Origin of the sequence: Streptomyces sp. NPDC059989 (assembly GCF_042736975.1) — a bacterium.
Taxonomy (GTDB): domain Bacteria; phylum Actinomycetota; class Actinomycetes; order Streptomycetales; family Streptomycetaceae; genus Streptomyces.
In genome coordinates, this window is the sequence record NZ_JBHWUO010000002.1 from 221,926 (window position 1) to 247,502 (window position 25,577).

Consider the following 25,577-nt stretch of genomic DNA (forward strand, 5'->3'; position numbering starts at 1 on the left):
AGCTCCCGGGCTCCTGTTTGCCACCCAATTGCGCACACCGGCGGCGTTTAAGAGCCGCGGATCATTCTTAGATCGCCGTGTTCTGCCTTTGAACTACCGCGCCACGAGAGAGGCGCAGGAGGGACTTGAACCCCCATCCGTCGATGATCGTCCGCGCTCGGTCGATCCGGTGTTCGGCGGCGAATACTGAGACTGGAGCGAGAATCTGAGATTGACGGGGCCGCCTCTGCCAGGCTTGGGCCACCCCGGCTCGTAGTGCCGGGGGAGGGATTCGAACCCCCAACTGACACCCCTGTTCAGCTTCGACATTCAGTTTCAGCTTGCGCTCTCGCGCACCCCCTGCGCTCGACAGGGGGCGATCATGGGGCTACCCGAACAGGTAGCCGAACACCGCGTCCCCGACCCGCTGGTCGGTGACCTCGGTGCCGTTGGCCTCCTCGCGGGCGAACTTGACCGCCTGCTGGAGCTTCTCCACGCGGTCCAGCAGCTCGTTCACGCGACGGGCCGGAAGGGCGCCGGAGAACTTCACCGTCGTCCAGTACCCGACGGCGACGTCCTCGTAGTAGACCTCGACCTGCGCCGGGTGCTTCTCGGTGGCCTCGGCCTTGACGTGGTTGCGCGGCACCTTCTTGGTACGGATGGTGCGGACCGGGTCCGTCCGCCAGGAGTCCGTGGACGGGTCCAGGCTCCACGCCTCGGAGGCGTCCAGCACCGGCAGCTTCCGTACGAAGGTGTGCATGTCCGTCAGCTGCTTCTCCAGGAAGAGCAGATAGGGCACGGGCACCTCCGCCAGCAGGACCCTGCCGTCCACGACGACGTCGGCGACCGCCGTGCGGTTCGCCCAGTCCTTGGTCGCCGTCACGTCGAACAGGCGCGTCAGCGTCCCGGCCGTCGCCCGCAGCACGTCCTCCGCCTTGACCTGGACCCTCGTGGACTCGGGCGGCAGCTGCTCGCCCTCCTCGTCCTTGGGCTGGTAGGTCCGCGAGATGCCGGCCAGCAGGGCGGGCTTCTGGACGTCGTGGTGAGCCTGGGTGAGCTCCTGGAGGGACTTGGACTTGACGCCCTTTTCCACTGCGATGATCTGATTCAGCTTCGGCACGCGATGAACGTAACAGCAGTCGGGACGCCCGCACATTCGATTATCGCCCTGCCGCGGAACTCCCCGGGGGCGGCGGCGAGGGTGAATTCGGGCAGCGTAAGAATGAAGCCATGTCGCCCACCCTTCCCGACGCGGACCGTTTGCTGGCCTCCCTCGAACCGCTCCCCCACGCGCTCCGGCTGCGCCTGATGGCCACCACCGCCCGCGACCTCGCCCGCTCCGGCCGACTGGCCCCCGTACTGGCCGACCTGGCCGGCCGCGGGCGCTACGAGCGCCGGCTGGCGGCCCTGGGAGCCCTCGCCGGACGGCACACGGCCCACCTCACGGAACGGCTGGCCGACCCCGACCCGGTGGTGCACCGGTACGTGCGGCGGGCCGTGCGGACGCTGCCCGTGCCCGACGAGGCCATCGCGGCGGCCTACGCCGGCGCCTCGGCCACCCTGCGCGGCCGGCTGGCCGAGCCCCTCCTGACCGGATCGCGGCCGGCCCTCGCCGAGCGGCTGGTACGGGAGCTGCGCGAGCAGTGGGGCGACCGCGAGGCCGCCGCCCTCCTGCCCGCCTGCGGACCGGAGTTCACGGCACGCATGCTGCCCGAGCTGGCACCGGCCGTCGCCGACTGGACCCGGCTGGCCCGCCGCCACCCGGGCCCGGTGCTGGACCGGGCGGAGAGCGAGCTCGCCGCGCTGCCGCTCACCCTGCGCCCCGCCTGGTGGGAGCGGCAGGCTCCGGCCGTGGCCGCCGCCGTGCCCGGCGCACCCGAGCGGGTCCTCGGCCTGCTGGAACGGTACGGACCCGGCCGCCTCCCGGGCCGTCTCGTGGACCGGCTCGGCGACCTCGCCGAGGCCGATGCCGACCGCCTGGTGCGCTGGATCACGGCGCCCGAGCGCGAGAACGGCTGGGGCGAGCTGCTCCCCCGGGCCTCCGTACTGCGCCGGATCGTGCGGGCCGATCCGCCGTCGCTGCCCGCCCTCGGGCGCCGCTGGGCGGACCGGTCGAGGCACCTGGCCGCGCTGCTGAACGCCATGCCCGCGGGCCGCCGCACGGCGTTCCACGACGAGGTGACGCGGGGCACCGGCACCCGGAAGGAGTCGCTCCCGCCCGACGTGCTGGCGGCGCTCCCCCGGGAACGCCGCATCTCCGAGGCGCGCCGCGCCCTCGCCTTCGAGGAGACCGGGAACCCCCTGGCCGCCGGCCGGCTCACGCTCCTGGCCCATCTCCCGGTCGCCGAGGCCCGGTCCGGGCTGCTCGCCGCGGTCGGGGACCACGAGGCGCTGGTCCGGGCGGCCGGCTGGGAGCACCTCGTCGCGAACGCGGGCCACGCGCGGGACCGCGCCGCGCTGGCCGAGGTGCTCGCGCTGATGACCCGTCGGCTGCGCAACGACCGCGACCCCGTACGCCGCGCCGCGCTCGACGCGCTGGCCGGCCTCCCGGCGTCCCTCTTCAACGGCACGCCCTCCGACGGCAGTCACGCGGCCGAGGCCGTGCCGGACGCCCTGGGCCTCGTCGCACGGCACGCCCTGGACGCCCCCGACTGCTCGCCCGCCACCCGGAACGGCCTCCAGCGGCTGGTCTTCACGGTGCTCGCCGCCCCCGACCTCGACCCCGCCCTCCTCGGCTGGGCCCTGGACACCCTGGGCCTCCTCACCGACGACAGCGGCCGCATCCCCGGCGCGTACCTGTTCCACACCCTGCCCCGCGCCCGCGACCGGCAACTCCTCGACGCCCTGCGCCCCTGGGTCGACCGGGCCGCCGACAAGGGCGACCACCGGCTGCTGGTCGAGCTCGTGGAGTTCCTCGGCGAGCGGGGCCGCGCCATGCCCGAGGTCCAGGAGCTGCTCGCCGCAGCACTGCGGCGGTGCGACGACGCGGACTTCCCCGACCTCGCCCGGGTCTGGCTCCGCGACCCGGCCACCCGCGGCGACCGGGTCGCGGAGCTGCTGGCCCGGGAGCCGTCCGCCGCCGCGCTGAGGCCCGTACGGGAGGTGCTGTCCGCGCAGCGCACCGACCTGCTGGACGGCCTGCTCGGCACGCATCCGCCGCTCGGCCGGTTCCTCCGGGAGGGGGCCGACCGGCCGCTGCCCGAACTCGCCCACGCGGACCGGTGGCTGCCGCGGCAGCAGGAGGCGGCCGCCCGGCTCGCCGGGGCCGTCGTCGCCGACGAGTCCCGGACCCCGCGGTCCCGGGCCGCCGTGCTCCGCGGGGCGGCGCGCATCCCCGACCTGGGCCCGGCCCTCGTACGACGCCACGCGGGCGCGGAGCAGGCCGTGCTCGCGGAGGCCGCGCTCGGTGCCTGCGCACGGGCCGACGAACCCGCGGCCGCGCTCGACGAGCTGCTCGCGCAGGCCTCCGGCGACCGGGCCCGCGTGGCGGTGTACGCGGCCGGCCGCGCGGCGGCCGGGACGGCGCCGGACCGGCTGGCGGAGCTGCTCGACGGCCTGCTGGACCCGGCCGGGGACGCGAAGGTGACGAGCCGGAAGGAGGCCCTGCGGCTCGCGGTGCGCTTCCTGCCGCCGGGCCGGGCGGCGCGGATGCTGGCGCGGGCCGGCCTCGCCAGGGACGGCCATCCCGACGTGCTGGCCGCGGCCGTGGCCCTGGCTCCCCGGCTGCTCGCCTTCGACGCGGCCTGGGAGCTGATGGAGGCCGCGGCCGCCACCGGCGGCCCGGCGGCGCGGCAGGCGGTCCTGCGGACCGAGCCGCTCGATGTCGCACCGGAGTTCCGCAGCCGCTACGGGGAGTTGGTGGCCGCGCTCGCGACCGCGGCCGACCGGCAGGCGGCCGCCCTGGCGGTCCACGTACTGCCCCGGTGGATCGCCTACGCGCCCGGGGCGGGCGAAGCGGTCCGGGCGGCGGTCTGCGACCTGTCCCGCCGGGACCGGAGCTGGCGGGGCGCGGCGCAGGTACTGGGGGAGATCGCGGTGTCGGGGCTGGAGCACCCGGTCGGCGGGGCCGCCCCCGGCAGCCTCCTCCACCGTACGGTCGAGCCCCTGCTGGCCGCCGTACGGGCCGGGGAAGGACCGGAGGCCGAGGAGGACGGCGACCTCCCCGCGCGGCAGCGGCTGCGCTGGCTGACGACGCAGGCGTTCGGCGACGACACCGGCCTGGTCACCGCCCTGGCCGGGCAGTTGGCCGGCGAGCCGTCCCTGACGGGCATGCGGGTGGAGCTGCTGGTCCGCACGGTCGACCCGCACGCGCCGGCGCCGGCGCGGCTGGCGGCCCTGCGCGAGCTGGCCGCGGCGCACGAGGGCCGGCCGGTGATGGCCGCGGCCACCGCGGTAGTGGTGGGCCACCGCCACAAGAGCGCGGACCCGGTGCCGGACGCGGCCGGGACGCTGGAACTCGTACGGACCCTCGCGGACGACGGGGAGACGGCAACGGGGCTGTTCGCCGCGGCGATCCTCGGGGGCGTCGGGTGGCGCCACGACTGGCCGCCGGAGTGGCGCGCGCAGCTGAGGGCGCTGCGGCGCCATCCGGAGCCGGAGGTGCGGGACGCGGCGCTGGCCACGACGACGTACAAGGAGTGACGGCGGGGGCCTGCGGGTGTCCCGCCCGGTCGCGCCGTGCGCCCGGACGGGGCGCCGCCGACGCGGGACGATCATCACATTGCGGTCCATGACATCCTGTGACGTCACAACTCGCCGGACGGGATCGGCGGACGTCCGGGGAATATGGGGAAGGTCCATGAGGCTCTGCTTCCTGGTGGAGGAGCACTACCGCCACGACGGCATGCCGAACGAGGTGATCCGGCAACTGACCGCGTGGGGCCACCAGGTCGATGTGGTGCGGCCGGGCGGCTCGCTGCTGCGCATGACCGAGGCGGTGCACGCGGGCACGCACGACGCCTGGGTGCTCAAGACGGTCTCCGGCGGCCCGGGGCTGACCCTCCTCGAGGCCGCGGCCGCCGCCGGGTTGACCACGGTCAACGACGCACGGTCGATCCGGGGCGTCCGGGACAAGGCGCTGGCCGCCGCCATCGGCCGCGCCCGGGGACTTCCGCTGCCCCCGACCTACGCGGCGGCCTGCCCCGAGCTGCTCGCGGAAATACCGGCGGCGGAGTACCCGCTCGTCGTCAAGCCGGCCGACGGCAGCTCCGGACGGGCCGTGCACCTGGTGTCCTCGCCGGAGCGGCTGGCGGCGATGCTCCCCGAGCTCGCGGGCGAGGGCATGCTCATCGCCCAGCCGTACGTGCCCAACTCGGGCACCGACATCAAGGTGTACGGGGTCGGCGGGGAGCTGTTCGCGACCGAGCGCTGCTCCCCGCTGCACCCGGACCCCTCGATGCGGGAGCGCCGCGTGCCGCTGACCGCAGAGGTCGCGGCGATCGCCGCGCAGGTGGGGGCGGTGTACGGGCTCGACCTGTACGGGGTGGACGTGCTGCTGGGGCCGGACGGGCCCGTGGTCGTCGACGTCAACGACTTCCCGAGCTTCCGTCAGGTGCCGGACGCGGCGGCGCGGGTGGCCCGGGCGGTGCTCGGGCTGGCGCGCACGGGCGGCTCGCCGCCCCCGTCCGCGCCGTCGCCGCGGCCGTACACGCTGCCCGTCTCCATCCCGGTACAGGCATCGGCGCGGGCGGGTGACGGCGCGTGAGGATCGGTCTGATCACGCCGGAACCCGGCCATCCGCTGCTCGCGGGCACGGCGGCCCTGCTGGCGCCCGATCACGCCGTCGAGGTGCTCGACCCGCTCGCACCGGGGGACGCCCTCCTCTCCCCCGCCGACGTGTACCTGCTGAAGTCGAAGACCCCGCACGCGCTGGGGCTGGCGCGGGATCTGGAGCGGCGGGGCGTTCCCGTCGTCAACTCGGCCGCGGCGACCGGGCTGTGCCAGGACCGTACGGAGATGGCGGAGCTCGCGCTGCGGGCCGGTCTGCCCTTCGCCGCGACCCGTACCTTCGATTCCCTCTCGGCCTGGGCGCCCGGCGCCTCGCCCGCCGGCCCGGTGGTGGTCAAGAGCCGGTACAGCTACCGCGGCGATCTGGTCGCACGCGTCGACGACCCGGCGGGGCTGGAGAAGCTGGCTGCGGACTGGCCGCGCGAGCCGGTCGTGGTCCAGGCATTCGCGCCCAACAGCGGCTGGGACCACAAGCTGTGGGCGATCGGGGACCAGGTCTTCTCCGCCCTGCGCCGCTCCGAGCTCTCGCCCGGGGGGCGCGGCCCCACCCGGCCGCTCGCCGTGGACGAACTGCCCGCCGGATGGGCCGATCTGGTGCGCCGGACCGGCGCGGTGTTCTCGCTCGACGTCTACGGCGTGGACGTCATCGACACCGGCGACGGCACACCGCTGATCGTCGACATCAACGCCTTCCCCGGGATCCGCGGCCAGGCCGGCGCACCGCAGGCCCTGGCGGCGCTGGCGCTGCGGCGGGCGGCCGGGCGAACCCGCTTCACCCGGTAGGGGAATGGCCCGCGACAGGCATGCGCCCGCACCATGGAGGGGGCGGATCGAACGTCGCGACGGGGGGCCTGTCCATGCCGGTGACGGGCACGCTCGTCCTCGTCCTCGGCGCCGCCCTGGCCACGGCCGCGGTCTTCGGGGTCTCCCGCGTCCTGCCGTCCGAGCGCCGCGAGCGGCACAACACCGTGCTGGGTGTGGTGTACGGGGAGATCGGCGTGATCTACGCCGTCGTCCTCGCCATGGTCGTCGTCGGCGTCTGGGACACCCGGGCCCGCGCTCACGACAACACCTACACGGAGACCAACGCCCTCCTCCAGATCTCCTGGTACGGCCGTTCGCTCCCGGAGCCGCAGCACGGTGAACTGCGCAGGCTGAACGAGGCGTACACGACCGTCGTCATCCGCGAGGAATGGCCGCGCCTCAGCCGGCAGCAGGCCAGTCCGACCGCCTGGGCCCTCTTCACCGAGCTGCGCGACTACGTCAGCACGCGCACGCCCTCCACCGCTGCCGAACAGGCCCGCTACCAGGTCGCGCTGGAGGCCGTCGCGCAACTGGGCGACGCGCGCCGGGAGCGGGTGAACGAGGCGGCGAACGCCGGAGTGCCGCCCTTGCTGTGGGCGGCCCTGCTGGTCGGCGCGTTCGTCACGATCGGGTTCGGCTGCATGTTCGGGATGACCAGTCTGCGCATCCACTGCTTCGTCGTGTTCTGCCTCGCGCTGACCGTGGGGTTCATGCTGCTGATCGTCTACGAGTTCAACTACCCCTTCGGGGGCGCCATGAAGGTCGAACCCACCGCCTTCGAACTCGCGCTCGACCGGATGCACGTGGTCGGTTGAGGCCGGACGGGTCCGGCCGGGGGTGTCGTGGCACCGACGGGCAGCGGGATCCGTGAGGATCGGGGCATGGGCCTCGTCCTGCCGGTCTTCTGCGCGCTGTTCGCGGCGTTCAGCAACGCGCTGGCCACCGTGCTCCAGCGGCGCGCCGCGCTCACCGTGCCCCAGAGCTCCGGCTTCCGCCCCGGGCTGATCCTGGACCTGCTGCGGCGGCCCGTGTGGATCGCCGGGATCCTGGCCGTGATCGCGGCCGGGGTGGGGCAGGCCATCGCCCTCGCCACCGGTGCGCTGGTCCTCGTACAGCCGCTGTTCGTACTGGAGCTGCCGCTCGCGCTGCTGATCGCCTCGGCGGCGGCGCGGCGGCGGCTGCCCGCGGCGCTGTGGCTGGCCGTGGCGGGGGTGGTGGCCGGGCTGGGCCTGGCCCTGGCGGCGGCCGCGCCCTCCGGGAACCGGACGCACGTACCGCCCGACCGGTGGGCCCCGGCGCTCGCCTCGTGCGCGCTCGTCGCCCTGGCCCTCGCGGTGGCCGGGCTGCGCCGGCCGCCGGGCCGGGCCCGGGCCGGATGTCTGGGCGCCGCCACCGCCGTCTGCTACGCGCTCACCGCCGCCCTGATGAAGGACTCGGTCAAGCTGCTCGGCGAAGGGGGTCTCGGCCCGTTCCTGAGCGCGTGGCAGACGTACGCCTTCGCGGCGACCGGTATCTGCGCCCTGCTCCTGCTCGAACACGCCATGCAGGGCGGACCGCTGGTCGCCTCCCAGCCCGCGCTGACCCTGGGCGACGCGACCGTCAGCGTCGCGCTGGGCGTGGTGCTGTACGAGGAGCACCTGCGGACGGGGTGGTGGGTGCTCCCCCAACTGCTGGGGATCGCGCTGATCTGCGCCGGCGTCCTCGCGCTCGCCCGGGCCGGGGGCGGCGCCGCGCCCTGACCGGTAGCGTGCCGGGCAGTCGACAGCGGAGGGCGGAACCGTGCGCGCGGTGGTCTTCGAGGAGTACGGAAAGCCGGCCGAGGTCCGGGAGGTGGCGGATCCGCGTCCGCCGGCGGGCGGGGTGGTCGTGCGCGTCGAGGCGACGGGGCTCTGCCGCAGCGACTGGCACGGGTGGATGGGGCACGACCCGGACATCGTGCTGCCGCACGTCCCCGGGCACGAACTCGCCGGTGTGGTCGAGGCGGTGGGGGCCGGTGTCGCCAACTGGCGGGTCGGCGACCGGGTCACGGCTCCGTTCGTCTGCGCCTGCGGCAGCTGCGCCGAATGCGCGGCGGGCGACCACCAGGTGTGCCGGCGGCAGACGCAGCCCGGGTTCACGCACTGGGGATCCTTCGCCGAGTACGTGGCCCTCGACCATGCCGACGTCAATCTGGTGGCGGTGCCCGGGGAACTGTCGTACGCGACGGCGGCCGGGCTGGGCTGCCGGTTCGCGACGGCGTTCCGGGCCGTGGTGGCGCGGGGCAGGGTGGCGGCGGGCGAGTGGGTCGCCGTGTACGGCTGCGGCGGGGTGGGGCTCTCCGCGGTGATGATCGCGGCCGCGGCGGGCGCGCGGGTGGTCGCCGTCGACACCGCGCCGGCGGCGCTGGAGCTGGCGCGGACGTTCGGGGCGGCGCACTGCGTGGACGCCGCGGCCGTCGGCGACACGGCTGAAGCGGTACGGGAGTTGACCGGCGGGGGCGCACACCTCTCGCTGGACGCCCTGGGGTCGGCGGCGACGGCCGCGGCGTCGGTGGGCGGGCTGCGGCGGCGCGGGCGGCACGTCCAAGTGGGCCTGCTGCCGGCGGCGGCGCTGGGCGGCGGGGCGGCGCTGCCGATGGAGCGGGTGATCGGCTGGGAGCTGGAGATCCTGGGGAGCCACGGGATGGCGGCGCACGCGTACCCGCCGATGATGGAGCTGGTTCGGGCGGGGGTGCTGCGGCCGGACCTGCTGGTCACGGCGACGATCCCGCTGGCCGGGGCGCCGGGGGCGCTCGCGGCGATGGGTTCGGCGCCGGGGGGTGGGGTCACGATCATCCTGCCGGGATCGGGGGCGGGGCTCTGAACGGGGGTACCGGAGGCCCCCCGGGGCGCGGGTTCGCCGCTGCGCGGAGCGGTCCCCTACCCGCCCTTCCCCGTTCCCCGGGCCCTGCCCGGACCCGGTCCTCAAACGCCGGACGGGCTGAAAGACCTGGGGCTCCGCCCCAGACCCCGCGCCTCAAACGCCGGCGGGGCTGAAATTGCCCTACGGGCAATCCAGCCCACCGTGCGGCACGTACGAGCGCAGGCTGACCACTCCAGCCCCGCCGGCGATTGAGGCGCGGGTCTGGGGGCGGAGCCCCGATAAATCCAGCCCCGCCGGCGTTTGAGGCGCGGGGTGCGGGGCGGAGCCCCGGGTCTTTGCTCGGGCTAGCCCAGGCGCCGCAGCTCGGCACGGCGGAGCTTTCCCGAGCCCGTGCGCGGGAGTTCCGTCACGAAGACGACCGCGCGCGGGTACTTGTACGGGGCGATGGCCCGCTTGACGTGCGCCTGGAGCTCCCGCACCGTCGCCTCCCCCGCCGGCGTCCCCGCGCGCAGGACCACATAGGCCTTGACGATCGTCCCGCGCCGCTCGTCCGGGGCCCCGACCACACCGCACTCCTCGACGTAGGGGTGGGTGGCGAGCGCCTTCTCGACCTCGGGGCCTGCGATGTTGTAGCCGGAGGAGACGATCATGTCGTCGCTGCGCGCCACGTACCAGAAGTAGCCCTCCGCGTCGCGGACGTACGTGTCGCCGGTGATGTTCCAGCCGTTCCTCACGTACGCGGTCTGGCGCGGGTCCGCCAGGTAGCGGCAGCCCGTGGGTCCGGTGACCGCGAGGAGGCCGGGCTGCCCGTCGGGGACGGGCGCGCCGTGCTCGTCGACGACGGCGGCGCGGTAGCCGGGCACCGGGCGGCCGGTGGAGCCCGGCCGGATCTCCTCGTCGGCCGCCGAGAGGAAGACGTGCAGCATCTCGGTGGCGCCGATGCCGTCGATGATGCGCAGCCCGGTCGCGGCATGGAACTCGTGCCACACCGCGGCGGGCAGGGCTTCCCCGGCGGACACGCAGCGGCGCAGGCCGGCCAGCCGGCCGGCGGCCCCGGCCGCCAGGATCGCGCGGTAGGCCGTGGGCGCGGTGAAGAGCACGGTCACGCCGTGCTCCACGACCAGGTCGGCCAGCCGCTCGGGGGTCGCCTGCTCGACCAGCAGGGCCGTCGCTCCGACGGAGAGCGGAAAGACCACCAGTCCGCCCAGCCCGAAGGTGAAGGCGAGCGGCGGCGTGCCGGTGAAGACGTCGTCCGGGCGGGGCCTCAGGACGTGCCGGGAGAAGGTGTCGGCGTTGGCGAGCACGTCGCGGTGGAAGTGCAGGGTGGCCTTGGGGCGGCCGGTGGTGCCGGAGGTGAAGGCGATCAGCGCCACGTCGTCGGCGGCCGTGGCCACGGTGGTGAAGCGGCCCTCCTTGACGGCACAGCGCGCGGTCAGGTCCGCCGGCTCCGGGCCGCCGTACGTGAGGAGCGTCAGCCCGGGGAGGCGGGCCGCTTGGAGTTCCCCCGCGTAGCGGTGATCGCAAATCGCGACCGCGGGCCGGCTGATGTCGTGGAGCTCGGCGAGTTCGGCGGCCCGCAGCAGCGGCATGGTGGTGACGGCGACGCCGCCGGCCTTCAGGACGCCGAACCAGGCGGCCACCAGCCAGGGGTTGTTGGGGCCGCGCAGCAGGACGCGGTTGCCGGGGACGAGGCCGAAGTCCTCCGTGAGCACCTGGGCTACCTGGTCGGCCCGGAGCTGTAGCTCGCCGTAGGTCCAGCGTTCGGTCGGGGTGAGCAGGCAGGGGCGGTCGGGGCCGTGCTGCGCGACGGCGTCGTCGAGCAGCCGGCGGGCGCAGTTGAGCCGGTCGGGGTAGGCCAACTCCGGTAGGTCAAAGTGCAGTTCGGGCCACAGGGCGGAAGGCGGCAGCCCGTCCCGGCAGAAGGAATCGGTGTGTGCGGAAGGGGAGAGCTCCATGCGGCGGCACCTCGATCAGGGAGCGGCGGGGAGGGAGGCGGGAGCGAGGGCGTTCGGCACGCGGCGTCCGTCAACGTTCCTCGACGGCACCGGCTCGCGACTGCATCCGGGAGACCGGGATGCGGACGCGGACGGATTTGCCGAACTCATCGACAGTGAGGGCGAGTTGCCCGCCCAGACCGGCGGCCAGCAGCTGTACGAGCAGCAGTCCGCGGCCGCTTTCGGAATCCGGGTCGACCATCGCGGAAGGTGCGGGCAGCCGGGGCAGGGCCGCCCCCTGGTCGGCGACCTCCAGCCGGAGCCACCCACCGCCGGAGGCCACGCCCACCCGCATCCGGCCGGCGCCCACGTGCCGGACGACATTGCCGACGAGTTCGCTCACGGCCAGCAGGAGGACGTCCGCCTCCTCGGCGGACACGCGCCACCCTTCGAGCGCGGCGCGCACCCGGGCCCTGACCTGGGGGACGGTCGCGGCCACGGGATCGGAGACCCAGTGGGTGAAGTTCCTGCTGCCACCGCGGGCGGGGATCGCGGCGGCACTGATGACGCTGGTGGCGCCGGCGGCGCTGGTGGTGGTGAGCATGACGCGCTCCCGGAGGGAAAGGGCGACGCCTCCACTGGGGTGGCTCGTGTAACCGGCCCGGAAGTCAGACCGCCTCCGGGCTTGTAGTCAGCGGAAATGCGTCGCTAGAGTTCTGGTAACACGTGTAACACCGTAAGTCCGCTCAGGTGGCCCGCGCAAGGATTTCGGACAAAGCGCACGAAACCAGAGCCCGCACTTGGACCCGTCGGCCACCCTGGCCGCGCCCGATTTGGAGGGCCGCAATGACCCAATCGCCCCCGGCCGTGTTCGACCTCTCCGACATGACCTGGCCGCCCCCGCCGTACCAGTCCCCCGTGCCTCCCGTGACCGGCCCGGACGGCGTCCGCCGCTTCGACGGGGTCACGTACGCCACCACGCCCGGCTACCGCCCCCGGCTGCTCGACGTGCAGGTGCCCGCCGGCGACGGGCCGTTCCCCGCGGTCGTGTGGATCCACGGCGGCGGCTGGCTGGACGGCGACCGCCGCTACCCGCCGCCGACCGTGCCCGCCGCGCTGCTGCACGGGGCGGTGCTGGCGGCCGGGCTCGCGCTGGTCTCCATCGACTACCGGCACAGCCTCGAAGCCCCCTTCCCCGCCCAGCTGCACGACGTGAAGGCCGCGATCCGCTACGTCCGCGCGTTCGCCGGCGAGCTCGGCATCGACCCGGACCGGATCGGCGTCTGGGGCGAGTCGGCCGGCGGCCACCTGGCCGCGCTCGCGGGCCTCGTCGGCTCCGGCACCCCGGACGGCGCGGCGCTCGAAGGCACGGCCGGTGTCGGCTCCGGGGAGACCGGGGTCCGGGCCGTCGTCGACTGGTACGGCTGCTCCGACCTCGAAGCCCTGGCGGCCCACCCGATGCCGGCGATGATGCCGACCGGTGCCGACTTCCCCGACCCGTACGTGTCCCTGCTCGGCGGCACCGATGCCGAGCGCCCCGCGCTGGCGCGGACCGCCAGCCCGGTCACGTACGCCGGAGGCCCGCACCTGCCGCCCTTCCTGCTGGTGCACGGAACCCAGGACGGCCTGGTCCCGTACAGCCAGAGCGAGGTGCTCGCCGAGGCCCTGCGGACGGGCGGGGGCGAGGTCACCCTGCGGCCGGTGGACGGTGCGGACCACATCTTCCTGGGCTCGCCGGACATCGCCGGGATCGTCGCGGAGAGCGTCGCCTTCCTGGCCGCGCACCTCGACGCGGGCGTCTGACCCCCCTCTTCGCTCCACCCCGCGGGGGCGCGGCGCCCATCGGGCCCGCGCCCCCGCGTCCCCTCAGCACACGCACGGCCGCGAGAGGCACCGATGAACCACGCCACCACCCCGCCCCACAGACCCGACGCGCCGCACGCGCCCCACGCGCCGGACCCGCGCCACCGCGCCGAGGCCCCGCACGGCCCCGGCGTCCCGGTCCTCGTCCTGGGCCTCCTGCTCCTGGGAGCTGCCGCCCTGTCGGCCCTCGTCGTCCGCTCGGAAATCACCGATCCGCCCTTCCAGCGCCTGGACGACCGCTGGCTGACCTGGATGGGGGGCCCGCACGAGGGGCCGTACGCCGTCCTCGCCGCGGCCCTGAACTGGTTCGGCGGGCCGCTCGGCGCCATCGTCCCGGTCGCGCTGCTGGTGCTGCTGCTCGTGCGCGGGCGCCGGGTCTCCGCCGCTTTCCTCTTCCTCGTCTACGTCGGCGGCAACATGGTCGTCGTCCAGGGGCTCAAGCACCTGGTGGACCGGCCGCGCCCGGCGAACCCCCTGGTCCGCGTCGACCACGGGTCCTTCCCGTCCGGACACGCGGCCACCGCGGCCCTGCTCGTCGTCCTGGTGGGAGCCCTGCTGGTGCCGGCCGCCCGGCGGCGCGCGTGGTGGCTGGCCGGCACCGCCTTCACGCTGGCCATGATGTGGAGCCGTACGTGGCTGCACGCGCACTGGCTCAGCGACACCGCGGCCGGGGCCGCCGCCGGTGCGGGCGCGGGACTGCTGGCGTGGTGGCTGTGCCGGGCAGCGCTGGCCCGGGAAGGCGTACGTGTCCACGACCGTCGGGGGGCGGCCGCGGGCGCCCCGGAACGCGCTGCCGTGTAACGGGACGCGGTCCGGCCGGGGCCGGGGGAGGCTCCTGCTTCCCCCGGCCCCTCAGGACGTCCGGCGCTCGACGAGCACGGCCTCGATGGCCGGTACGGACGGTGCCGTGCCGGTCTCGATCAGCTCGTGCACGACGTCGGCGATCCGCGCGGCCGACGGCAGGTCCAGCCGGACGGTGGTGAGCGCGGGCTGCTGGAAGGCGGAGAGGACGAGGTCGTCGGAGCCGACGAGGGCGACCTCGTCCGGGACGGCGATGCCCTCGGCCTGGAGCGCGTGCAGGAGCAGGGCCGCGTACTCGTCGTTGTAGCCGAAGACGGAGTCCAGGCCGAGGTCGCGCCACCGGCGGGCGAGGGCGGTCGCGGACTCCCGCGTGTAGGACAGCTCCACCGGGGTCACGGTGGCCATGTGGCGGGCGGCGACCGACTCGGCGCCCGCGAGGCGCGGCTCGGCGAGCGTGCCGAGGCCGCGCTCGGTGGGCATGACCACGCCGATCCGGGTCCGGCCGCGGGCGATGAGGTGCTCGGCCGCGGTGGCGCCGATCCGGGCGTGGTCGAAACCGATGGTGAACACGCCCTCGACGGGGTTGGCCGCGAAGGCGAGCAGGCCGCGCACTCCGGCGCGGCCCAGCAGTCGGGCCGCCTCGGCGGTGAAGCGGTCCCCGTCGAGGGCGACGACGGCCGCCGGGCGCAGTTCGGCCCAGGCCCGGGCGGCGTCGAGGGAATCGGCGAAGCGGCCCGCGTGGAGCACGGCCGTGTAGCCGTGGCGGTCGAGCTCGCTGTGCAGGTCGTCGACCCAGTCGCTGACGAGCCGGCCGATGGCGGAGATCGACGCGGGCATGAGGACCAGGTTGCTGCGGCCGGCGCGCAGGGACCGGGCGGCGGCGTGGGGTACGTAGCCGAGCTGCGCGGCCGCGTCGAGCACCCGGGCACGGGTGGTGTCGCTGACCCGGTGGCCCTGGGTGTCGTTCAGGACGAAGGAGACGGTGGCGCGCGAGACCCCCGCGAGGCGGGCCACGTCGGCGCTGGTGATGGATGCGCGGACGTGCGTGTCTTTGGCCATGACGTCCCTCGACGCTCCTCGTGCTCGGCGCGCATCCGGTCGGCGCGCGCCCTCTTTTCAGGTTACACGAGTTAGGTCTGGGGCCGGGGCAGAGCGCTAGGGGGACGGGGTGTGGGTGGAGGGGCGGTCGGGGCGGGTGGACTCGTGCAGGAGCCGGGAGGTTCCTGCGAGGTCGCCGAGGGGTGTCACGACCGAGTCGAAGCGCATCGTGGTGCGGGCGTGCGTGTCGTACGGCTGCCAGTCCGGCAGGCCCGGATGGTTCGGGTCGCCCGTGCGGACGAAGGCGATCCAGGCCCGGTGCATGGCGTGGGCGAGGCCGTCGCGGACGGCGGGGGCGAGCCCGGCGAGGAAGGGGGCGTGCGACCACTGGTCGAAGTTGTCGAAGACGAAGGGGAGTTCGAGGCAGTGCGCGGCGCCGAGCCGGCCTTCGTAGGCGGGCGTGGGCAGGTCGAACTGGTAGGCCCAGACGGGCCTGCCCAACTCGGCCCGTTCCTCGGCCAGTCGCACGGAGGGAACGCGGAACAGCTCGTCGCTGATCAGATCCATGAGCACGTCGGCCGGCCGGGCGCCGGGGCGGACTGACTCGTACGCCGCGTACACTCCGGGCGCGGCCTCGGCCCCGAAGGTCTCCGCGATGCGGCTCGTCACCCGGTCGCGGGTGGCGGCGGCGTACCCCTCGTCGAGGGCGAAGCCGAAGTTGGCCTCTTCGCGCGTCCAGCCGATCATGACGTCGATGTCGGCCGCCGGTCCGTGCAGCAGGGCCTGCGCGGGATGGCGGAGCAGGGTGTTTCCGTCGATCACGGGCAGGAAGGGCGTGGGCCAGTACCCCCAGCGCATCGTCTGCGCGAAGAGCCCGCCGCCCGCTCCGATCAGCGCGGGCCAGGGCAGGGCCCGCAGCTCCTCGGCGTTCTTGGCGCCGGCCAGTTCCAGGTAGGCGGCGGTGCGCTCCAGATAGGCGTCCGGGGTGGGGAGGTCCAGGCCGAAGGGCGGGCTCTGCAGGATCACGCGCCGGATCAGGCCCCGGGCCTCCGGGTGCCCGGCGAGCGCGGCGGTGGACACCGCGCCGCCCGACTGTCCGGCGACGGTGATGCGGTCGGGGTCGCCGCCGAACGCGGCGATGTTCTCGCGCACCCAACGGAGGGCGGCGAGCTGGTCGGTGAGCCAGTGGTTGGCGTCGCCCGGGCCGGATTCGCCGTCCTGCGGGCCGAGGTAGAGGTAACCAAGCGGCCCGATCCGGTAGTTGATGCTGACGACGACGAGGTCGCCGTCGCGGGCGAAGGTCTCGCCCGAGTAGCCGGGGAGCGATCCGGAGCCGGAGACGAAGCCGCCGCCGTGGATCCAGAGGAGCACCGGTCGGCGGGCGCCGTCGGCGGCGGGGGTTGTGGCGGGGGTTGTGGCGGGGGCCCAGACATTGAGGGTCAGGCAGTCCTCGTCGAAGGGGGGCGACCCGTGCCCGCCGAGCACGGGGTCGCCGCCCTCCTGGTACATCTGCGGGGCGCTGGGGCCGTCGGCGGTGGCGTCCCGCACCCCTCCCCAGCCGGGGTGCGGCTGCGCGGGCCGCCAGCGGAGGTCGCCGACGGGCGGTGCGGCGTAGGGCACGGCCCGGAAGACGGCGAGGCCGCCTTCGAGCGTGCCGCGGAGCCGCCCTGCGGGCAGGTCGACCAGCGTGGGGTCCTCGGCTGGGGAGTGGGCCATGAGTCGATCCTTCCTCGGTGCGCGGAGGGGTGCGCGCCGACGTGATGATATTGCGCGCTTTTCGCGATCGTCAATTGTGCGACATGTGATGGCCCGGGCATTACAGCCACAGGCTGTTGGAGGCCATGCGCTCGGCTTCCGTACGGAGGAGCGGCTCGAAGGCACGCCACAGCACCAGGCCGGTGCCGACGCCGAGCAGGACGCCGGCGAAGGTGTCGCTGAGCCATTGGGCGTGCAGCCAGGTCCGGCTGCCCATCATGGCGAGGACGTACACGGCACCGACCGCCCACCACCAGCGGCGCGCACGCGGCCGGAACACGACCACGGCGACCGCGACCACGAGGATCACCGCGCTGAACACCTGGCCGGAGGGGTACGAGCCGTCGTTGACCAGGACCCACGGGTGCGGCGGACGCGGCCGGTCGGCGAACTGCTTCAGGGGCAGGACCACCAGGACGTTGGCGCCTACGGCGGCGGTGAAGACGAAGAGGGCGGAGCGCCAGCGGCCGTAGACGCAGAGGCAGCCGACGAGCGCGAGCGGCAGCACCAGCCCGAACGGGCCGCCGAGGCGGTCCAGGACGATGGCCCAGCCGCCGCCTCCATCGGCGGAGGAGGCGTTCACGGAGGCGGCCCACTGGTCGTCGAGGGCCTGGAAGGCGGGGCGCGGGGAGACGCGGAGCCACAGTGCCACGAGCAGCGATACGAGGAGGAGGGCGATCCCGGAGGCGAGGGCGTGGCGGGGCGGGGCGGCCGGGAGGGGATGCCGGTGAGTCGGCATGGCGGGCCTTTCGAGGTGGGCTTCCCTGGGCGGGGCCTGGGGAGGGGGGTGTGGGGAGCGGGTGCGGGGAGCGGGAGCGGGTGCGGGGCGCCGGCGCTGGGTGCAGTGCCGGGTGTAGGCCGCCGGGGCCGGGCGCGCGCCGGGGCACCTCCTCGGGCGCCGAACGTGGCCAGGGGTCGGAGAGTGACAGCCTTATTGCGTTCGGCGCCCTGCGGGGGCGCCCCGGCACACACCCGGCCCCGGCTGCGTTCCGCTTCGGTTGCCCGGCCTTGCGCATGACAGGACGACCTGGCGTGGAGCCGGGTGAGAGGCCAGGGCCTGGGGTCGCGAGGGGGACCGGGGATAGGGCGGCGCGGGGGGTGGTCGCGCTGCGGCACGGAGTATGGCGGAGGCGTGACGGTCGCCACAAGGGCAAGACGGTTTTACGACACATCCGCCCAGTTCAGTGGCCTGGAGTTGTGGTTACACGTCATCGCACGGCGGGTCACGATCTGCGCAACGTGCGCGCTCAGGCTCTAGCGGGGCCCGGGAATGGGTGCTACACAGTGTCCAGCGCCGAAGGTGACACGTGTAACAACCGCCTTTCCGCCATCTGCCGGCTACACCGCCGCCTCCCTCCCGCTCGGTCCCCGAGGAGTCGTCATGGCCCTGCCCGAAACCGCCGGTCCGCCGGTCCCCGCGGTTCCCGAACCTCCCCGTCGGCGGGGGCTGCTGCCCCTGCTGCTCTTCGCGAACTCCGCCATGATGGCGGTCTACATGGGCGTCGGCTCCGTCCTGCTGCCGCTCCAGATCGCCGAGATCGAGCCCGTCCGCAAAGTCGCCGTCCTCGGCCTGATCGGCGGGATCAGCGCGGTCTTCGCGACCGCCTTCAACCCGGTCGCCGGTGCCCTCTCCGACCGCAGTGGGCGCCGCAACCCCTGGATCCTCGGCGGCGCCTTCGGGTCGCTCGCCGGACTGGCCCTGCTCGGCAGCGTCGGCACCGCGCTCCTCGTCGGCATCGGCTGGTGCCTGGTGCAGGCGACGATGAACATCTACCAGGCGGCCGTCACCGCCATCGTGCCCGACCGCATTCCCGCCGCCCGCCGTGGCACCGCGTCCGCCCTGGTCGGGCTCGGCCTGCCCATCGGCGGTACGGCCGGCGTGCTCATCGCCTCCCAGACCTCGGAACATCTGAGGACCGGGTATCTGGTCTTCGGGGCCGTCATCGCCCTGGCCGCGGTGCTGCTCACCGCCTTCTGCCGTGATGTCCCCCGCGCCCCGGTCCCGTCCGAGCGGCCCAAGGGCGGGCAACTCGCCGCCTTTCTCTCGGCGTTGTCGCACCATGACTTCCGGTGGGCCTTCATCGGCCGGGCCCTGATGGTCCTCGGCTACTTCTCCGTCGTCGGCTACCAGCTCTACATCCTCGACGACCACATCGCCCTGCCGGCCGGACTGACCCCGCCCGCCGCGATGGCCGTGCTCACCCCGGTGTCCATGGTCGCGATGGCCGTGTCCACCCTGCTGGGCGGCCTGTTGTCCGACCGGTGGGACCGCCGCAAGGTGTTCGTCGGCGTATCGGCCGCCCTCGCCGGGCTCGTCATGGTGGTCCCCGTGGTCAGCCCGACCTGGACCGGCATGCTCGTCTTCAGCGCGCTCAACGGCCTGGCCTTCGGCTGCTTCATGGCCGTCGACACCGCGCTCGTCACCCTGGTCCTCCCCCGGGCCGAAGACGCCGCCCGCGACATGGGCGTCCTGAACATCGCGAACGCCGGGCCGCAGGTCATCGCCCCCTTCGTCGCCTCGGCCGTCGTGACCGGTCTGGGCGGCTACACCCCGCTGTTCCTCGTCGGCGGCGCCCTCTCGCTGATCGGCGCGCTCGCCATCCTTCCGATCCGCAGCGTGCGCTGAGCTCCGGCGGGCGCGTGCCGAGGGTCGCGCGCCCGCCGGTCTTCCCTTCCGACCCTCACCTCTGAAGGAGCACTCTGTGAGACGCAAGCGAGTCCTGCCGCTGGCAGCCCTGGTGCTGTGCACGCCCGCCCTGGCAGGCACGGCACCCGCCGCCGCCACGCCGCAGACCGCGCCCGCCGGCCCGCTGCGGATCCTGCTCACCAACGACGACGGCTACAACGCGCCGGGCATCCGGAAGGCCTTCGACCGGCTGACCGCGGCCGGGCACGACGTCACGATCGTCGCCCCGCTCACCAACCAGAGCGGCACGGGTACGAAGATGATGAGCGCGCCCTCCATCACGGTGAAGCACCCCGAGCCGAAGGTCTGGGCCGTGGACGGCACACCGGGTGACTCCGTCGCCTTCGGTCTGGCCGAGGTCTTCGCCGGCAAGGCGCCCGACCTGGTGGTCTCCGGCACCAACTTCGGTCCGAACGTCGCCGGGCTCGCCACCCACTCCGGTACGGTCGGCGGCGCCGTCGCCGCACTGGAGTCCGGTGTGCCGGCCATCGCGCTGAGCACCGGCGGTCTGAGCGCGCCCGACCCGGTCACCACCGTCAACGCGATGGACCCCACGCTCGACTTCGCCGTCGTGCTGATCGACCGGCTGCGGGCACGCGCACGGTCCGGCCCCCTGCTCCCCCAGGGGGTCGGCCTCAACGTCAACCACCCCGTGGTCGGCGCGGACGGCAAGGGCAAGGCCGCCGGCGTGGCCGCGACCTTCCAGGATCCGCAGAACTTCCTCCAGCCCGGCTTCACCGACTCCGGCGACGGCACGTGGAAGGTCACCGTGAAGGTGGCCCTGCAGCCCGCGGCCAAGGGCGGCGACGTCGAGGCCGTGAGCGCCGACCGGATCGCCGTCAGCCCGATGAACGCCGACTGGAACACCGGCCCGGCCGACCAGGCCCGGGTCACCGGCCTGATCGCGGGGCTTCGCCCGTAAACCCACCCATCCGGACGGCCGGGGGCGGGGGCGGGGCCCCGCCGCCCCCCCCCCCCGCCCCCCGCCCCCACCAGGCGGGCGGGAGTAGTGGGCCGGCGCGCGGGCGGCGTCGGCAAGACCCCTGATCGGTACGGCTCTTGCGCTGGCGGCCCTGCTCGTCGTCCCGGCGCCGCCGGCGACGGCAGCGGGCTCGGCACCGCGCCCGGTGGCGGCCCTCGCGCAGGGCGTCCTGCGCGGCCAGGCACACGACGGGGCGCAGGAGTTCCTCGGCGTCCCCTACGCCGCTCCCCCGGTCGGGGCCGCGCGGCTGCGGGCTCCGCAGCCGCCGCCGCGGTGGAACGGGGTGCGGGACGCCGTCCGGCAGGCCCCCGCGTGCCTGCAGTTCTCGCCGTTCGGGCTGCGTGATCCGCAGGCCGTCAGCGAGGACTGCCTGTACCTGGACGTGTACCGGCCGCGGACGGCCCGTCCCGGATCCCGGCTTCCCGTGATCGTCTGGATGCACGGGGGTGCGTACAGCCAGGGGACGGGCACGCAGTTCGGCGGGCGCACCATGGCCGATCTCACCCAGACGGTCGTGGTCAGCATCAACTACCGCCTGGGGCAGCTCGGTTATCTGGGCCTGCCCGAGCTGGCCGGGGAGAACGACCTGCGCTCAGGCTCTTTCGGCCTGATGGACCAGGTCGCGGCCCTGCGCTGGACGCGGGAGAACATCGGCGCGTTCGGCGGCGATCCGGGCAGCGTCACGATCTCCGGCCAGTCCGCGGGCAGCGGTTCCGTCTGCGCGCTGCTGGCCGCGCCGTCCGCCGCGGGCCTGTTCCACCGGGCCGTGCTGCAGAGCGGCCCCTGCACGCTGCTGCGTACGCCCGATCCCGCGCGGGCCGAGGCCGAGGCGCGGGCTTTCGCCGCGCGGGCGGGGTGCGCGGAACCGGCCGGCGTCGCCGCATGTCTGCGCGGCGCTCCGGGGCCGGCTCTGGTCGAGGCCGCCCGTACGCTGCCCACCTCGGGTCCGGCGTCCGGTGACGGGCTGCTGCCGGTGGATCCCGCGCGGGCCATCGGGAGCGGGGCGTGGAACAAGGTGCCGGTGCTGATCGGGAGCACCCGCTCCGAGGCGCGATTCTTCGTGGCCCTGAGCCGGCCGCACCTGACGGCGGAGCAGTACTCCGCTCAGGTCCTGGCGCAGTACGGGGCCGCGGGCGCGGAGGTGCTGGCCCGCTATCCGGTCGCCGCGCACGGTTCGCCGTACCTGGCGCTGTCGGCCGTCATGACCGACTCGTCCTTCGCCTGCCACACGGCGTGGACGGCGCAGCTCTTCGCCGCCCAAGTGCCGACGTACGCCTACGAGTTCGACGATCCGGATTCGCCCACGCTGGCGGGTGCGCAGGTGCCGGGCCTGGACGAGTCGAACGCGCACAGCGCGGAGCTGGCCTATCTCCACGACTTCACCATGGGCGAGCGGCCGCTGACCCCGGTCCAGGTCGCGCTGGCCACGCGGATGAAGCGCTACTGGGGCGCCTTCGCCCGCTTCGGCGCCCCGGCCGTGCCGGACCAGCCCGGGTGGCCCCGGACCGGCGCCGGCACCGGCACCGTGCTCACCCTCAACCCTCTGGCCACGCGGCCGAGTACGTCCTTCGGGGAGGAGCATCAGTGCGCGTTCTGGCGGTCCCGGACCGTTTAGGGGCTGTCGGCCGAGCGCTTCCCGTCACCCGAACTGGCCGGGCTGGTAGTCGCCGGCGGGCTGCTTGACCATGACGTTCAGGCGGTTGAAGGCGTTGATGAGGGCGATGAGGGACACGAGGGCGGTGAGCTGGTCCTCGTCGTAGTGCTTGGCGGCGTTCTCCCAGGCCTCGTCCGTGACGCCGCCGGCCGCGTCGGCGATGCGGGTGCCCTGCTCGGCGAGCTCCAGGGCAGCGCGCTCCGCATCGCTGAACACGGTGGCCTCGCGCCAGGCCGCGACGAGGTGGAGGCGGGTCGGGGTCTCCCCGGCGTGCGCGGCTTCCTTGGTGTGCATGTCGGTGCAGAAGCCGCAGCCGTTGATCTGGCTGGCGCGGATCTTCACCAGTTCCTGCGTCGCGGCCGGCAGCGTCGAGCCGGCGATCGGCTTGCCGGCCGCGACGATGGGTCCGAGGAATCGGGCCGCGACCGGGTTGCCGAAGAGGTTGAGGCGGGCGTCCATGGTGCACTCCTTGCCGTTGTCCGTGTTGACACCTCTGAGACACGGCAGCCCGGCGGGATGTGACAGGGCTGGAATGTGACCTGCGTCACCCTAGGCGGAGGCGGTGCGGCGGCTTCGGCGGCGGAGCACCGCGAAGGCCGTGGCCGCCAGCGCGACGAGGGCGGCGGACACCGTCAGGAGCCAGACCGGGATGCCGTCGCCCACCGTGAGGAGCTCGTAGCGGTAGGTCGTCCGGTGGTACGGGGTGTCCTTGGCGGCGGCGCGCAGTTCGTGGTCCCCGTCGATGCGGGCCGGCTGCGGGAACTCCTGGTCGATCGCTGTAAGGAACACCGGTGCACCGCCCACGAGTTCGGCGAGCGGGCCGTGACCCGGGGCGACCTTGCCGGCGAAGGTCACCTTCGGGGCGGAGCCGCCGATCGCGGAGCCGGGTTCCATGCGGTGGTCCGCGAGCACGTACAGGCCGAGGGACTGCGGGGTCTTGGCCGTCCGGGAGAGCCGCATCGGGTAGACCAGCCGGTCGCTGTCGAAGCGGATCTTCAGCGGGTCCAGGGTGCCCTGGAGCTTCTTGCCCTGCTGTCGCGGGGCGAGCCGGACGGCGACGTACTCCCACTTCTGGTCGACGTAGGGCTTCAGTTCGGCGGCGAGGCCGTCCGGCAGCTTGAAGCCGTTGCCCTCCAGCCAGTTCCGCAGCGCGTCCGGGTCGGTCGCGGTCAGGCGCGCGACGTCGAAGTCGCCGAGCTGCTCCCGGCCCACCACCTCGACCGGGGGCGCACCGGCGCCGGGCGCGGCTCCGGCCATGCGGCCCCCGTCGCGGGCGGCGAAGGGCCAGTCGCCCTCGCGCGGCCAGAAGTAGTGGCGGGTGCTCTTCTGCGGCGCGGTCAGCCGGGAGAGTTCGTCGAACACGGCCCCGTCGGCGAGCTCCACCGCGGCCCGCCCGGGCACCGGCATGATCCAGGCGGCCCGAGGCGCGTCCCCGCGGACGACGAACCGCATCACGATCTGTTCGGTACGGCCGTCCCAGCGCACGACGGAGGTCTCCTTCTCGACCCCGATCCGCGCGTAGCCCTCGGGGATCATCGCCCCGCATCCGCAGGCCCACGCGGGGTTGACGAGCGAGCCCAACTGGGTCGTGAGCAGGGCGAACAGCAGGACCAGGATTCTTCGTTTCATCACCACGCGGTCTCAGACGACCGTCCGGGTGATCCGGTTCCGCCGACGGTTCCCGGACATCCGGCCGCCACCTCCCCGCCACCCGCGCCTGCCAGCATGCCCGTCGGCAGAGTTGTATATACAACTTTCACCACCCGCCCCGCCCCCTTCGAAGACCACGGGAGCCCCGATGACCGCGACGGAGACCAGCCGTCCGCCCGCGCTCTGGCTGCGCGACAACTGTCCCTGCGCCGACTGCCGCGATCCCCGCAACGGCCAGAAGCTGTTCCAGATCACCGACCTGCCCGAAGGGCTCGCCGTGGGCGAGGTCCGGGAGGACATGCCCACCGCCGACGGCCGGCCCGGCCGCGAGGTGGTGTGGGAGCCCGACGGGCACCGCTCCGTCTACCCCGCCGACTGGCTCGCCGCCCACGCACCCGGCGCGGGCGGCCCGCCCCACCCGGGCGACGGCCGGACCGAGGCGGACAAGGAGCTGTGGACCGCGGCCGATCTGCGCGGGCGGCTGCCCGAGGCCTCCTGGGACGCCTACATCGGCGACCGCCGGGTGCGCGAAGGGACCCTGGAGAGCGTGTCGCGGCTCGGCTTCGCCCTCCTGCGCGGCGTCCCGCCCCGCGACCGGATGGTGCTGGACGTGGCGCGGACCTTCGGCTTCGTGCGCGAGACGAACTACGGCGAACTCTTCGAGGTGCGGGTCGAGGCCGACCCCAACAACCTCGCCTTCACCCGCGCCCGGATCACCCCGCACACGGACAACCCGTACCGGGACCCGGTGCCCACGCTCCAGCTGCTGCACTGCCTGAACAACGAGGCGCGGGGCGGGGACTCGGGCCTCGTCGACGGCTTCCACGCCGCGGCGCTGCTGCGCGCGCAGGACCCGGACGCCTTCGCCGTACTGACCCGCGTACCCGTCGAGTTCGCCTTCGCCGACGCCCGCACCGAGCTGCGCGCCCACCGGCCGCTGATCGACGTGGACGGGCTCGGACGCGTCCGGGAGATCCGGTTCAACAACCGCTCCATCGGCACCCTGCACCAACCCGCCCCGGTCGTCGAGGAGTTCTACGCCGCCTACCGGCGCTTCGCGGAGCTGCTGCTGCGCCCCGCGCTGCAGCTCGACTTCCGGCTCACGCCCGGCGACTGCCTCGTCTTCGACAACACCCGCCTGCTGCACGCCCGTACGGCCTTCGCCGAGTCGGGCGCCCGCCACCTCCAGGGGGCGTACGCCGACCTCGACGGACTCCTGTCCACCCTTGCCGTCCTGCGCCGCGAAGGAAACCGCTCATGACCCTCGACCCCAGCCCCGTCGACACGCTCGCCGCGCTCTTCGCGGGCGAGGGCAGCGCCGAGTACTTCGGCGAGGCGGTCACCCAGGCCGGGCACATGCTCCAGGCCGGCGCGCTGGCCGAGGCCGACGGCGCCCCCGCGCACCTGGTCGCGGCCGCCCTGCTGCACGACATCGGCCACTTCCACGGCGCCGTGACGGGCCGCGACCTGATGGAGGGCGGTGTGGACAACCGGCACAGCCACACCGGAGCGGACTGGCTCGCCCGGTGGTTCGGACCGGAGGTGACCGAGCCGGTGCGGCTGCACGTCGCCGCCAAGCGGTACCTGTGCACGGCCGAGCCCGGCTACTTCGACCTGCTCTCCGAGGCCTCCGTACACACGCTGCGCGTCCAGGGCGGACCGATGACCGAGGAGCAGGCCCGCGCCTTCGAGGCACTGCCCGGCGCGGCCGACGCCGTGGCCGTACGGCGCTGGGACGAGCAGGCGAAGGACCCGGAGATGGCCACTCCGGACTTCGAGCACTTCCGCCCGCTGCTGGAGGGGGTGCTGGCCGGCGCCTGAGCCGCCGGCCAGGCCCCGATGGCAGGATCTGAGGTCAGGGCC

Annotated in this window: 21 protein-coding genes; 13 read left to right on the plus strand and 8 right to left on the minus strand. The window is 74.4% G+C overall.

Annotated features, from left to right (window positions below; genetic code table 11):
- Nucleotides 1-367: 367 nt before the first annotated feature.
- Nucleotides 368-1,099, minus strand: coding sequence for a hypothetical protein (locus ACFWBN_RS02850; protein ID WP_385169491.1), 732 nt, complete (start codon nt 1,097-1,099; stop codon nt 368-370).
- Nucleotides 1,100-1,209: 110 nt separating this feature from the next.
- On the opposite strand from ACFWBN_RS02850, the gene ACFWBN_RS02855 reads away from it, so the two are divergent.
- From ACFWBN_RS02855 to ACFWBN_RS02880, 6 genes are all read left to right on the plus strand, one after another.
- Nucleotides 1,210-4,620 carry a hypothetical protein gene (locus tag ACFWBN_RS02855; RefSeq protein WP_385169494.1) on the plus strand — a complete coding sequence of 1,137 codons (3,411 nt, stop codon included), beginning with the start codon at nt 1,210-1,212 and terminating at the stop codon, nt 4,618-4,620.
- A 157-nt stretch (nt 4,621-4,777) separates the two neighbouring features.
- Entirely contained in the window at nt 4,778-5,683 is a 906-nt protein-coding gene (locus ACFWBN_RS02860; RefSeq protein ID WP_385169498.1) for a RimK family alpha-L-glutamate ligase, read from the plus strand.
- Nucleotides 5,680-6,489: a RimK family alpha-L-glutamate ligase gene (locus tag ACFWBN_RS02865; protein ID WP_385169500.1), complete on the plus strand. Its 810-nt coding sequence runs from the start codon at nt 5,680-5,682 to the stop codon at nt 6,487-6,489. The genes ACFWBN_RS02860 and ACFWBN_RS02865 overlap by 4 nt, the downstream gene beginning before the upstream one ends.
- Nucleotides 6,490-6,563: 74 nt before the next feature.
- Nucleotides 6,564-7,325 carry a hypothetical protein gene (locus ACFWBN_RS02870; RefSeq protein ID WP_385169503.1) on the plus strand — a complete coding sequence of 254 codons (762 nt, stop codon included), beginning with the start codon at nt 6,564-6,566 and terminating at the stop codon, nt 7,323-7,325.
- Nucleotides 7,326-7,391: 66 nt separating this feature from the next.
- Entirely contained in the window at nt 7,392-8,249 is an 858-nt protein-coding gene (locus ACFWBN_RS02875; protein ID WP_385169505.1) for a DMT family transporter, read from the plus strand.
- Between the two features lie 40 nt (nt 8,250-8,289).
- On the plus strand, nt 8,290-9,351 hold the full coding sequence (locus tag ACFWBN_RS02880; RefSeq protein ID WP_385169507.1) for an alcohol dehydrogenase catalytic domain-containing protein: 1,062 nt from the start codon (nt 8,290-8,292) through the stop codon (nt 9,349-9,351).
- Nucleotides 9,352-9,695: 344 nt separating this feature from the next.
- On the opposite strand, the gene ACFWBN_RS02885 is transcribed toward ACFWBN_RS02880, so the two are convergent.
- Both ACFWBN_RS02885 and ACFWBN_RS02890 read right to left on the minus strand, forming a co-directional pair.
- Nucleotides 9,696-11,306 carry an AMP-binding protein gene (locus ACFWBN_RS02885; protein ID WP_385169510.1) on the minus strand — a complete coding sequence of 537 codons (1,611 nt, stop codon included), beginning with the start codon at nt 11,304-11,306 and terminating at the stop codon, nt 9,696-9,698.
- Nucleotides 11,307-11,376: 70 nt separating this feature from the next.
- On the minus strand, nt 11,377-11,889 hold the full coding sequence (locus tag ACFWBN_RS02890) for an ATP-binding protein (protein ID WP_385169512.1): 513 nt from the start codon (nt 11,887-11,889) through the stop codon (nt 11,377-11,379).
- Between the two features lie 242 nt (nt 11,890-12,131).
- Between ACFWBN_RS02890 and ACFWBN_RS02895 the strand changes: the two genes are divergently transcribed.
- Nucleotides 12,132-13,088 (plus strand): alpha/beta hydrolase fold domain-containing protein, encoded by a 957-nt coding sequence (locus ACFWBN_RS02895; RefSeq protein ID WP_385169515.1) that lies wholly within the window; start codon nt 12,132-12,134, stop codon nt 13,086-13,088.
- Nucleotides 13,089-13,181: 93 nt separating this feature from the next.
- On the plus strand, nt 13,182-13,949 hold the full coding sequence (locus ACFWBN_RS02900) for a phosphatase PAP2 family protein (RefSeq protein WP_385169519.1): 768 nt from the start codon (nt 13,182-13,184) through the stop codon (nt 13,947-13,949).
- Between the two features lie 51 nt (nt 13,950-14,000).
- On the opposite strand, the gene ACFWBN_RS02905 is transcribed toward ACFWBN_RS02900, so the two are convergent.
- The 3 genes from ACFWBN_RS02905 to ACFWBN_RS02915 form a co-directional block, all read right to left on the minus strand.
- The gene (locus tag ACFWBN_RS02905; RefSeq protein WP_385169521.1) at nt 14,001-15,008 is read right to left on the minus strand and encodes a LacI family DNA-binding transcriptional regulator; all 1,008 of its coding nucleotides are present in this window, start codon (nt 15,006-15,008) and stop codon (nt 14,001-14,003) included.
- A gap of 96 nt (nt 15,009-15,104) precedes the next feature.
- Nucleotides 15,105-16,703: a carboxylesterase/lipase family protein gene (locus ACFWBN_RS02910; RefSeq protein ID WP_385169524.1), complete on the minus strand. Its 1,599-nt coding sequence runs from the start codon at nt 16,701-16,703 to the stop codon at nt 15,105-15,107.
- Nucleotides 16,704-16,803: 100 nt separating this feature from the next.
- Nucleotides 16,804-17,481, minus strand: a complete 678-nt coding sequence (locus tag ACFWBN_RS02915) for a phosphatase PAP2 family protein (RefSeq protein ID WP_385169526.1) — start codon at nt 17,479-17,481, stop codon at nt 16,804-16,806.
- A gap of 642 nt (nt 17,482-18,123) precedes the next feature.
- On the opposite strand from ACFWBN_RS02915, the gene ACFWBN_RS02920 reads away from it, so the two are divergent.
- The 3 genes from ACFWBN_RS02920 (at nt 18,124) to ACFWBN_RS02930 (ending at nt 22,025) form a co-directional block, all read left to right on the plus strand.
- A complete protein-coding gene (locus ACFWBN_RS02920; RefSeq protein WP_385169529.1) occupies nt 18,124-19,368 on the plus strand; it encodes an MFS transporter in 1,245 nt (414 codons plus the stop codon).
- A gap of 76 nt (nt 19,369-19,444) precedes the next feature.
- Nucleotides 19,445-20,350 carry a 5'/3'-nucleotidase SurE gene (gene surE / locus ACFWBN_RS02925; RefSeq protein ID WP_385169533.1) on the plus strand — a complete coding sequence of 302 codons (906 nt, stop codon included), beginning with the start codon at nt 19,445-19,447 and terminating at the stop codon, nt 20,348-20,350.
- A gap of 205 nt (nt 20,351-20,555) precedes the next feature.
- Nucleotides 20,556-22,025: a carboxylesterase/lipase family protein gene (locus ACFWBN_RS02930; RefSeq protein ID WP_385169536.1), complete on the plus strand. Its 1,470-nt coding sequence runs from the start codon at nt 20,556-20,558 to the stop codon at nt 22,023-22,025.
- A gap of 24 nt (nt 22,026-22,049) precedes the next feature.
- On the opposite strand, the gene ACFWBN_RS02935 is transcribed toward ACFWBN_RS02930, so the two are convergent.
- Together ACFWBN_RS02935 and ACFWBN_RS02940 are read right to left on the minus strand one after the other, a co-directional pair.
- Nucleotides 22,050-22,523: a carboxymuconolactone decarboxylase family protein gene (locus tag ACFWBN_RS02935; RefSeq protein ID WP_385169538.1), complete on the minus strand. Its 474-nt coding sequence runs from the start codon at nt 22,521-22,523 to the stop codon at nt 22,050-22,052.
- Between the two features lie 90 nt (nt 22,524-22,613).
- A complete protein-coding gene (locus tag ACFWBN_RS02940) occupies nt 22,614-23,693 on the minus strand; it encodes a DUF2330 domain-containing protein (protein WP_385169540.1) in 1,080 nt (359 codons plus the stop codon).
- 169 nt (nt 23,694-23,862) lie between these two features.
- On the opposite strand from ACFWBN_RS02940, the gene ACFWBN_RS02945 reads away from it, so the two are divergent.
- Together ACFWBN_RS02945 and ACFWBN_RS02950 are read left to right on the plus strand one after the other, a co-directional pair.
- Complete coding sequence (locus ACFWBN_RS02945) at nt 23,863-24,975, plus strand: TauD/TfdA family dioxygenase (RefSeq protein WP_385169542.1); 1,113 nt, start codon at nt 23,863-23,865, stop codon at nt 24,973-24,975.
- Nucleotides 24,972-25,535, plus strand: coding sequence for a phosphonate degradation HD-domain oxygenase (locus ACFWBN_RS02950; protein ID WP_385169545.1), 564 nt, complete (start codon nt 24,972-24,974; stop codon nt 25,533-25,535). Before ACFWBN_RS02945 ends, ACFWBN_RS02950 begins: the two co-directional genes overlap by 4 nt.
- Nucleotides 25,536-25,577 lie beyond the last annotated feature (42 nt).

Bases quoted from the DNA above. Each gene is read 5' to 3' on its own strand.
- ACFWBN_RS02855 (WP_385169494.1), top strand. From the start codon at position 1,210: ATGTCGCCCACCCTTCCCGACGCGGACCGTTTGCTGGCCTCCCTCGAA.
- ACFWBN_RS02860 (WP_385169498.1), top strand. From the start codon at position 4,778: ATGAGGCTCTGCTTCCTGGTGGAGGAGCACTACCGCCACGACGGCATG.
- ACFWBN_RS02870 (WP_385169503.1), top strand. From the start codon at position 6,564: ATGCCGGTGACGGGCACGCTCGTCCTCGTCCTCGGCGCCGCCCTGGCC.
- ACFWBN_RS02875 (WP_385169505.1), top strand. From the start codon at position 7,392: ATGGGCCTCGTCCTGCCGGTCTTCTGCGCGCTGTTCGCGGCGTTCAGC.
- ACFWBN_RS02885 (WP_385169510.1), bottom strand. From the start codon at position 11,306: ATGGAGCTCTCCCCTTCCGCACACACCGATTCCTTCTGCCGGGACGGG.
- ACFWBN_RS02890 (WP_385169512.1), bottom strand. From the start codon at position 11,889: ATGCTCACCACCACCAGCGCCGCCGGCGCCACCAGCGTCATCAGTGCC.
- ACFWBN_RS02895 (WP_385169515.1), top strand. From the start codon at position 12,132: ATGACCCAATCGCCCCCGGCCGTGTTCGACCTCTCCGACATGACCTGG.
- ACFWBN_RS02900 (WP_385169519.1), top strand. From the start codon at position 13,182: ATGAACCACGCCACCACCCCGCCCCACAGACCCGACGCGCCGCACGCG.
- ACFWBN_RS02905 (WP_385169521.1), bottom strand. From the start codon at position 15,008: ATGGCCAAAGACACGCACGTCCGCGCATCCATCACCAGCGCCGACGTG.
- ACFWBN_RS02910 (WP_385169524.1), bottom strand. From the start codon at position 16,703: ATGGCCCACTCCCCAGCCGAGGACCCCACGCTGGTCGACCTGCCCGCA.
- ACFWBN_RS02915 (WP_385169526.1), bottom strand. From the start codon at position 17,481: ATGCCGACTCACCGGCATCCCCTCCCGGCCGCCCCGCCCCGCCACGCC.
- ACFWBN_RS02920 (WP_385169529.1), top strand. From the start codon at position 18,124: ATGGCCCTGCCCGAAACCGCCGGTCCGCCGGTCCCCGCGGTTCCCGAA.
- ACFWBN_RS02935 (WP_385169538.1), bottom strand. From the start codon at position 22,523: ATGGACGCCCGCCTCAACCTCTTCGGCAACCCGGTCGCGGCCCGATTC.
- ACFWBN_RS02940 (WP_385169540.1), bottom strand. From the start codon at position 23,693: ATGAAACGAAGAATCCTGGTCCTGCTGTTCGCCCTGCTCACGACCCAG.
- ACFWBN_RS02945 (WP_385169542.1), top strand. From the start codon at position 23,863: ATGACCGCGACGGAGACCAGCCGTCCGCCCGCGCTCTGGCTGCGCGAC.
- ACFWBN_RS02950 (WP_385169545.1), top strand. From the start codon at position 24,972: ATGACCCTCGACCCCAGCCCCGTCGACACGCTCGCCGCGCTCTTCGCG.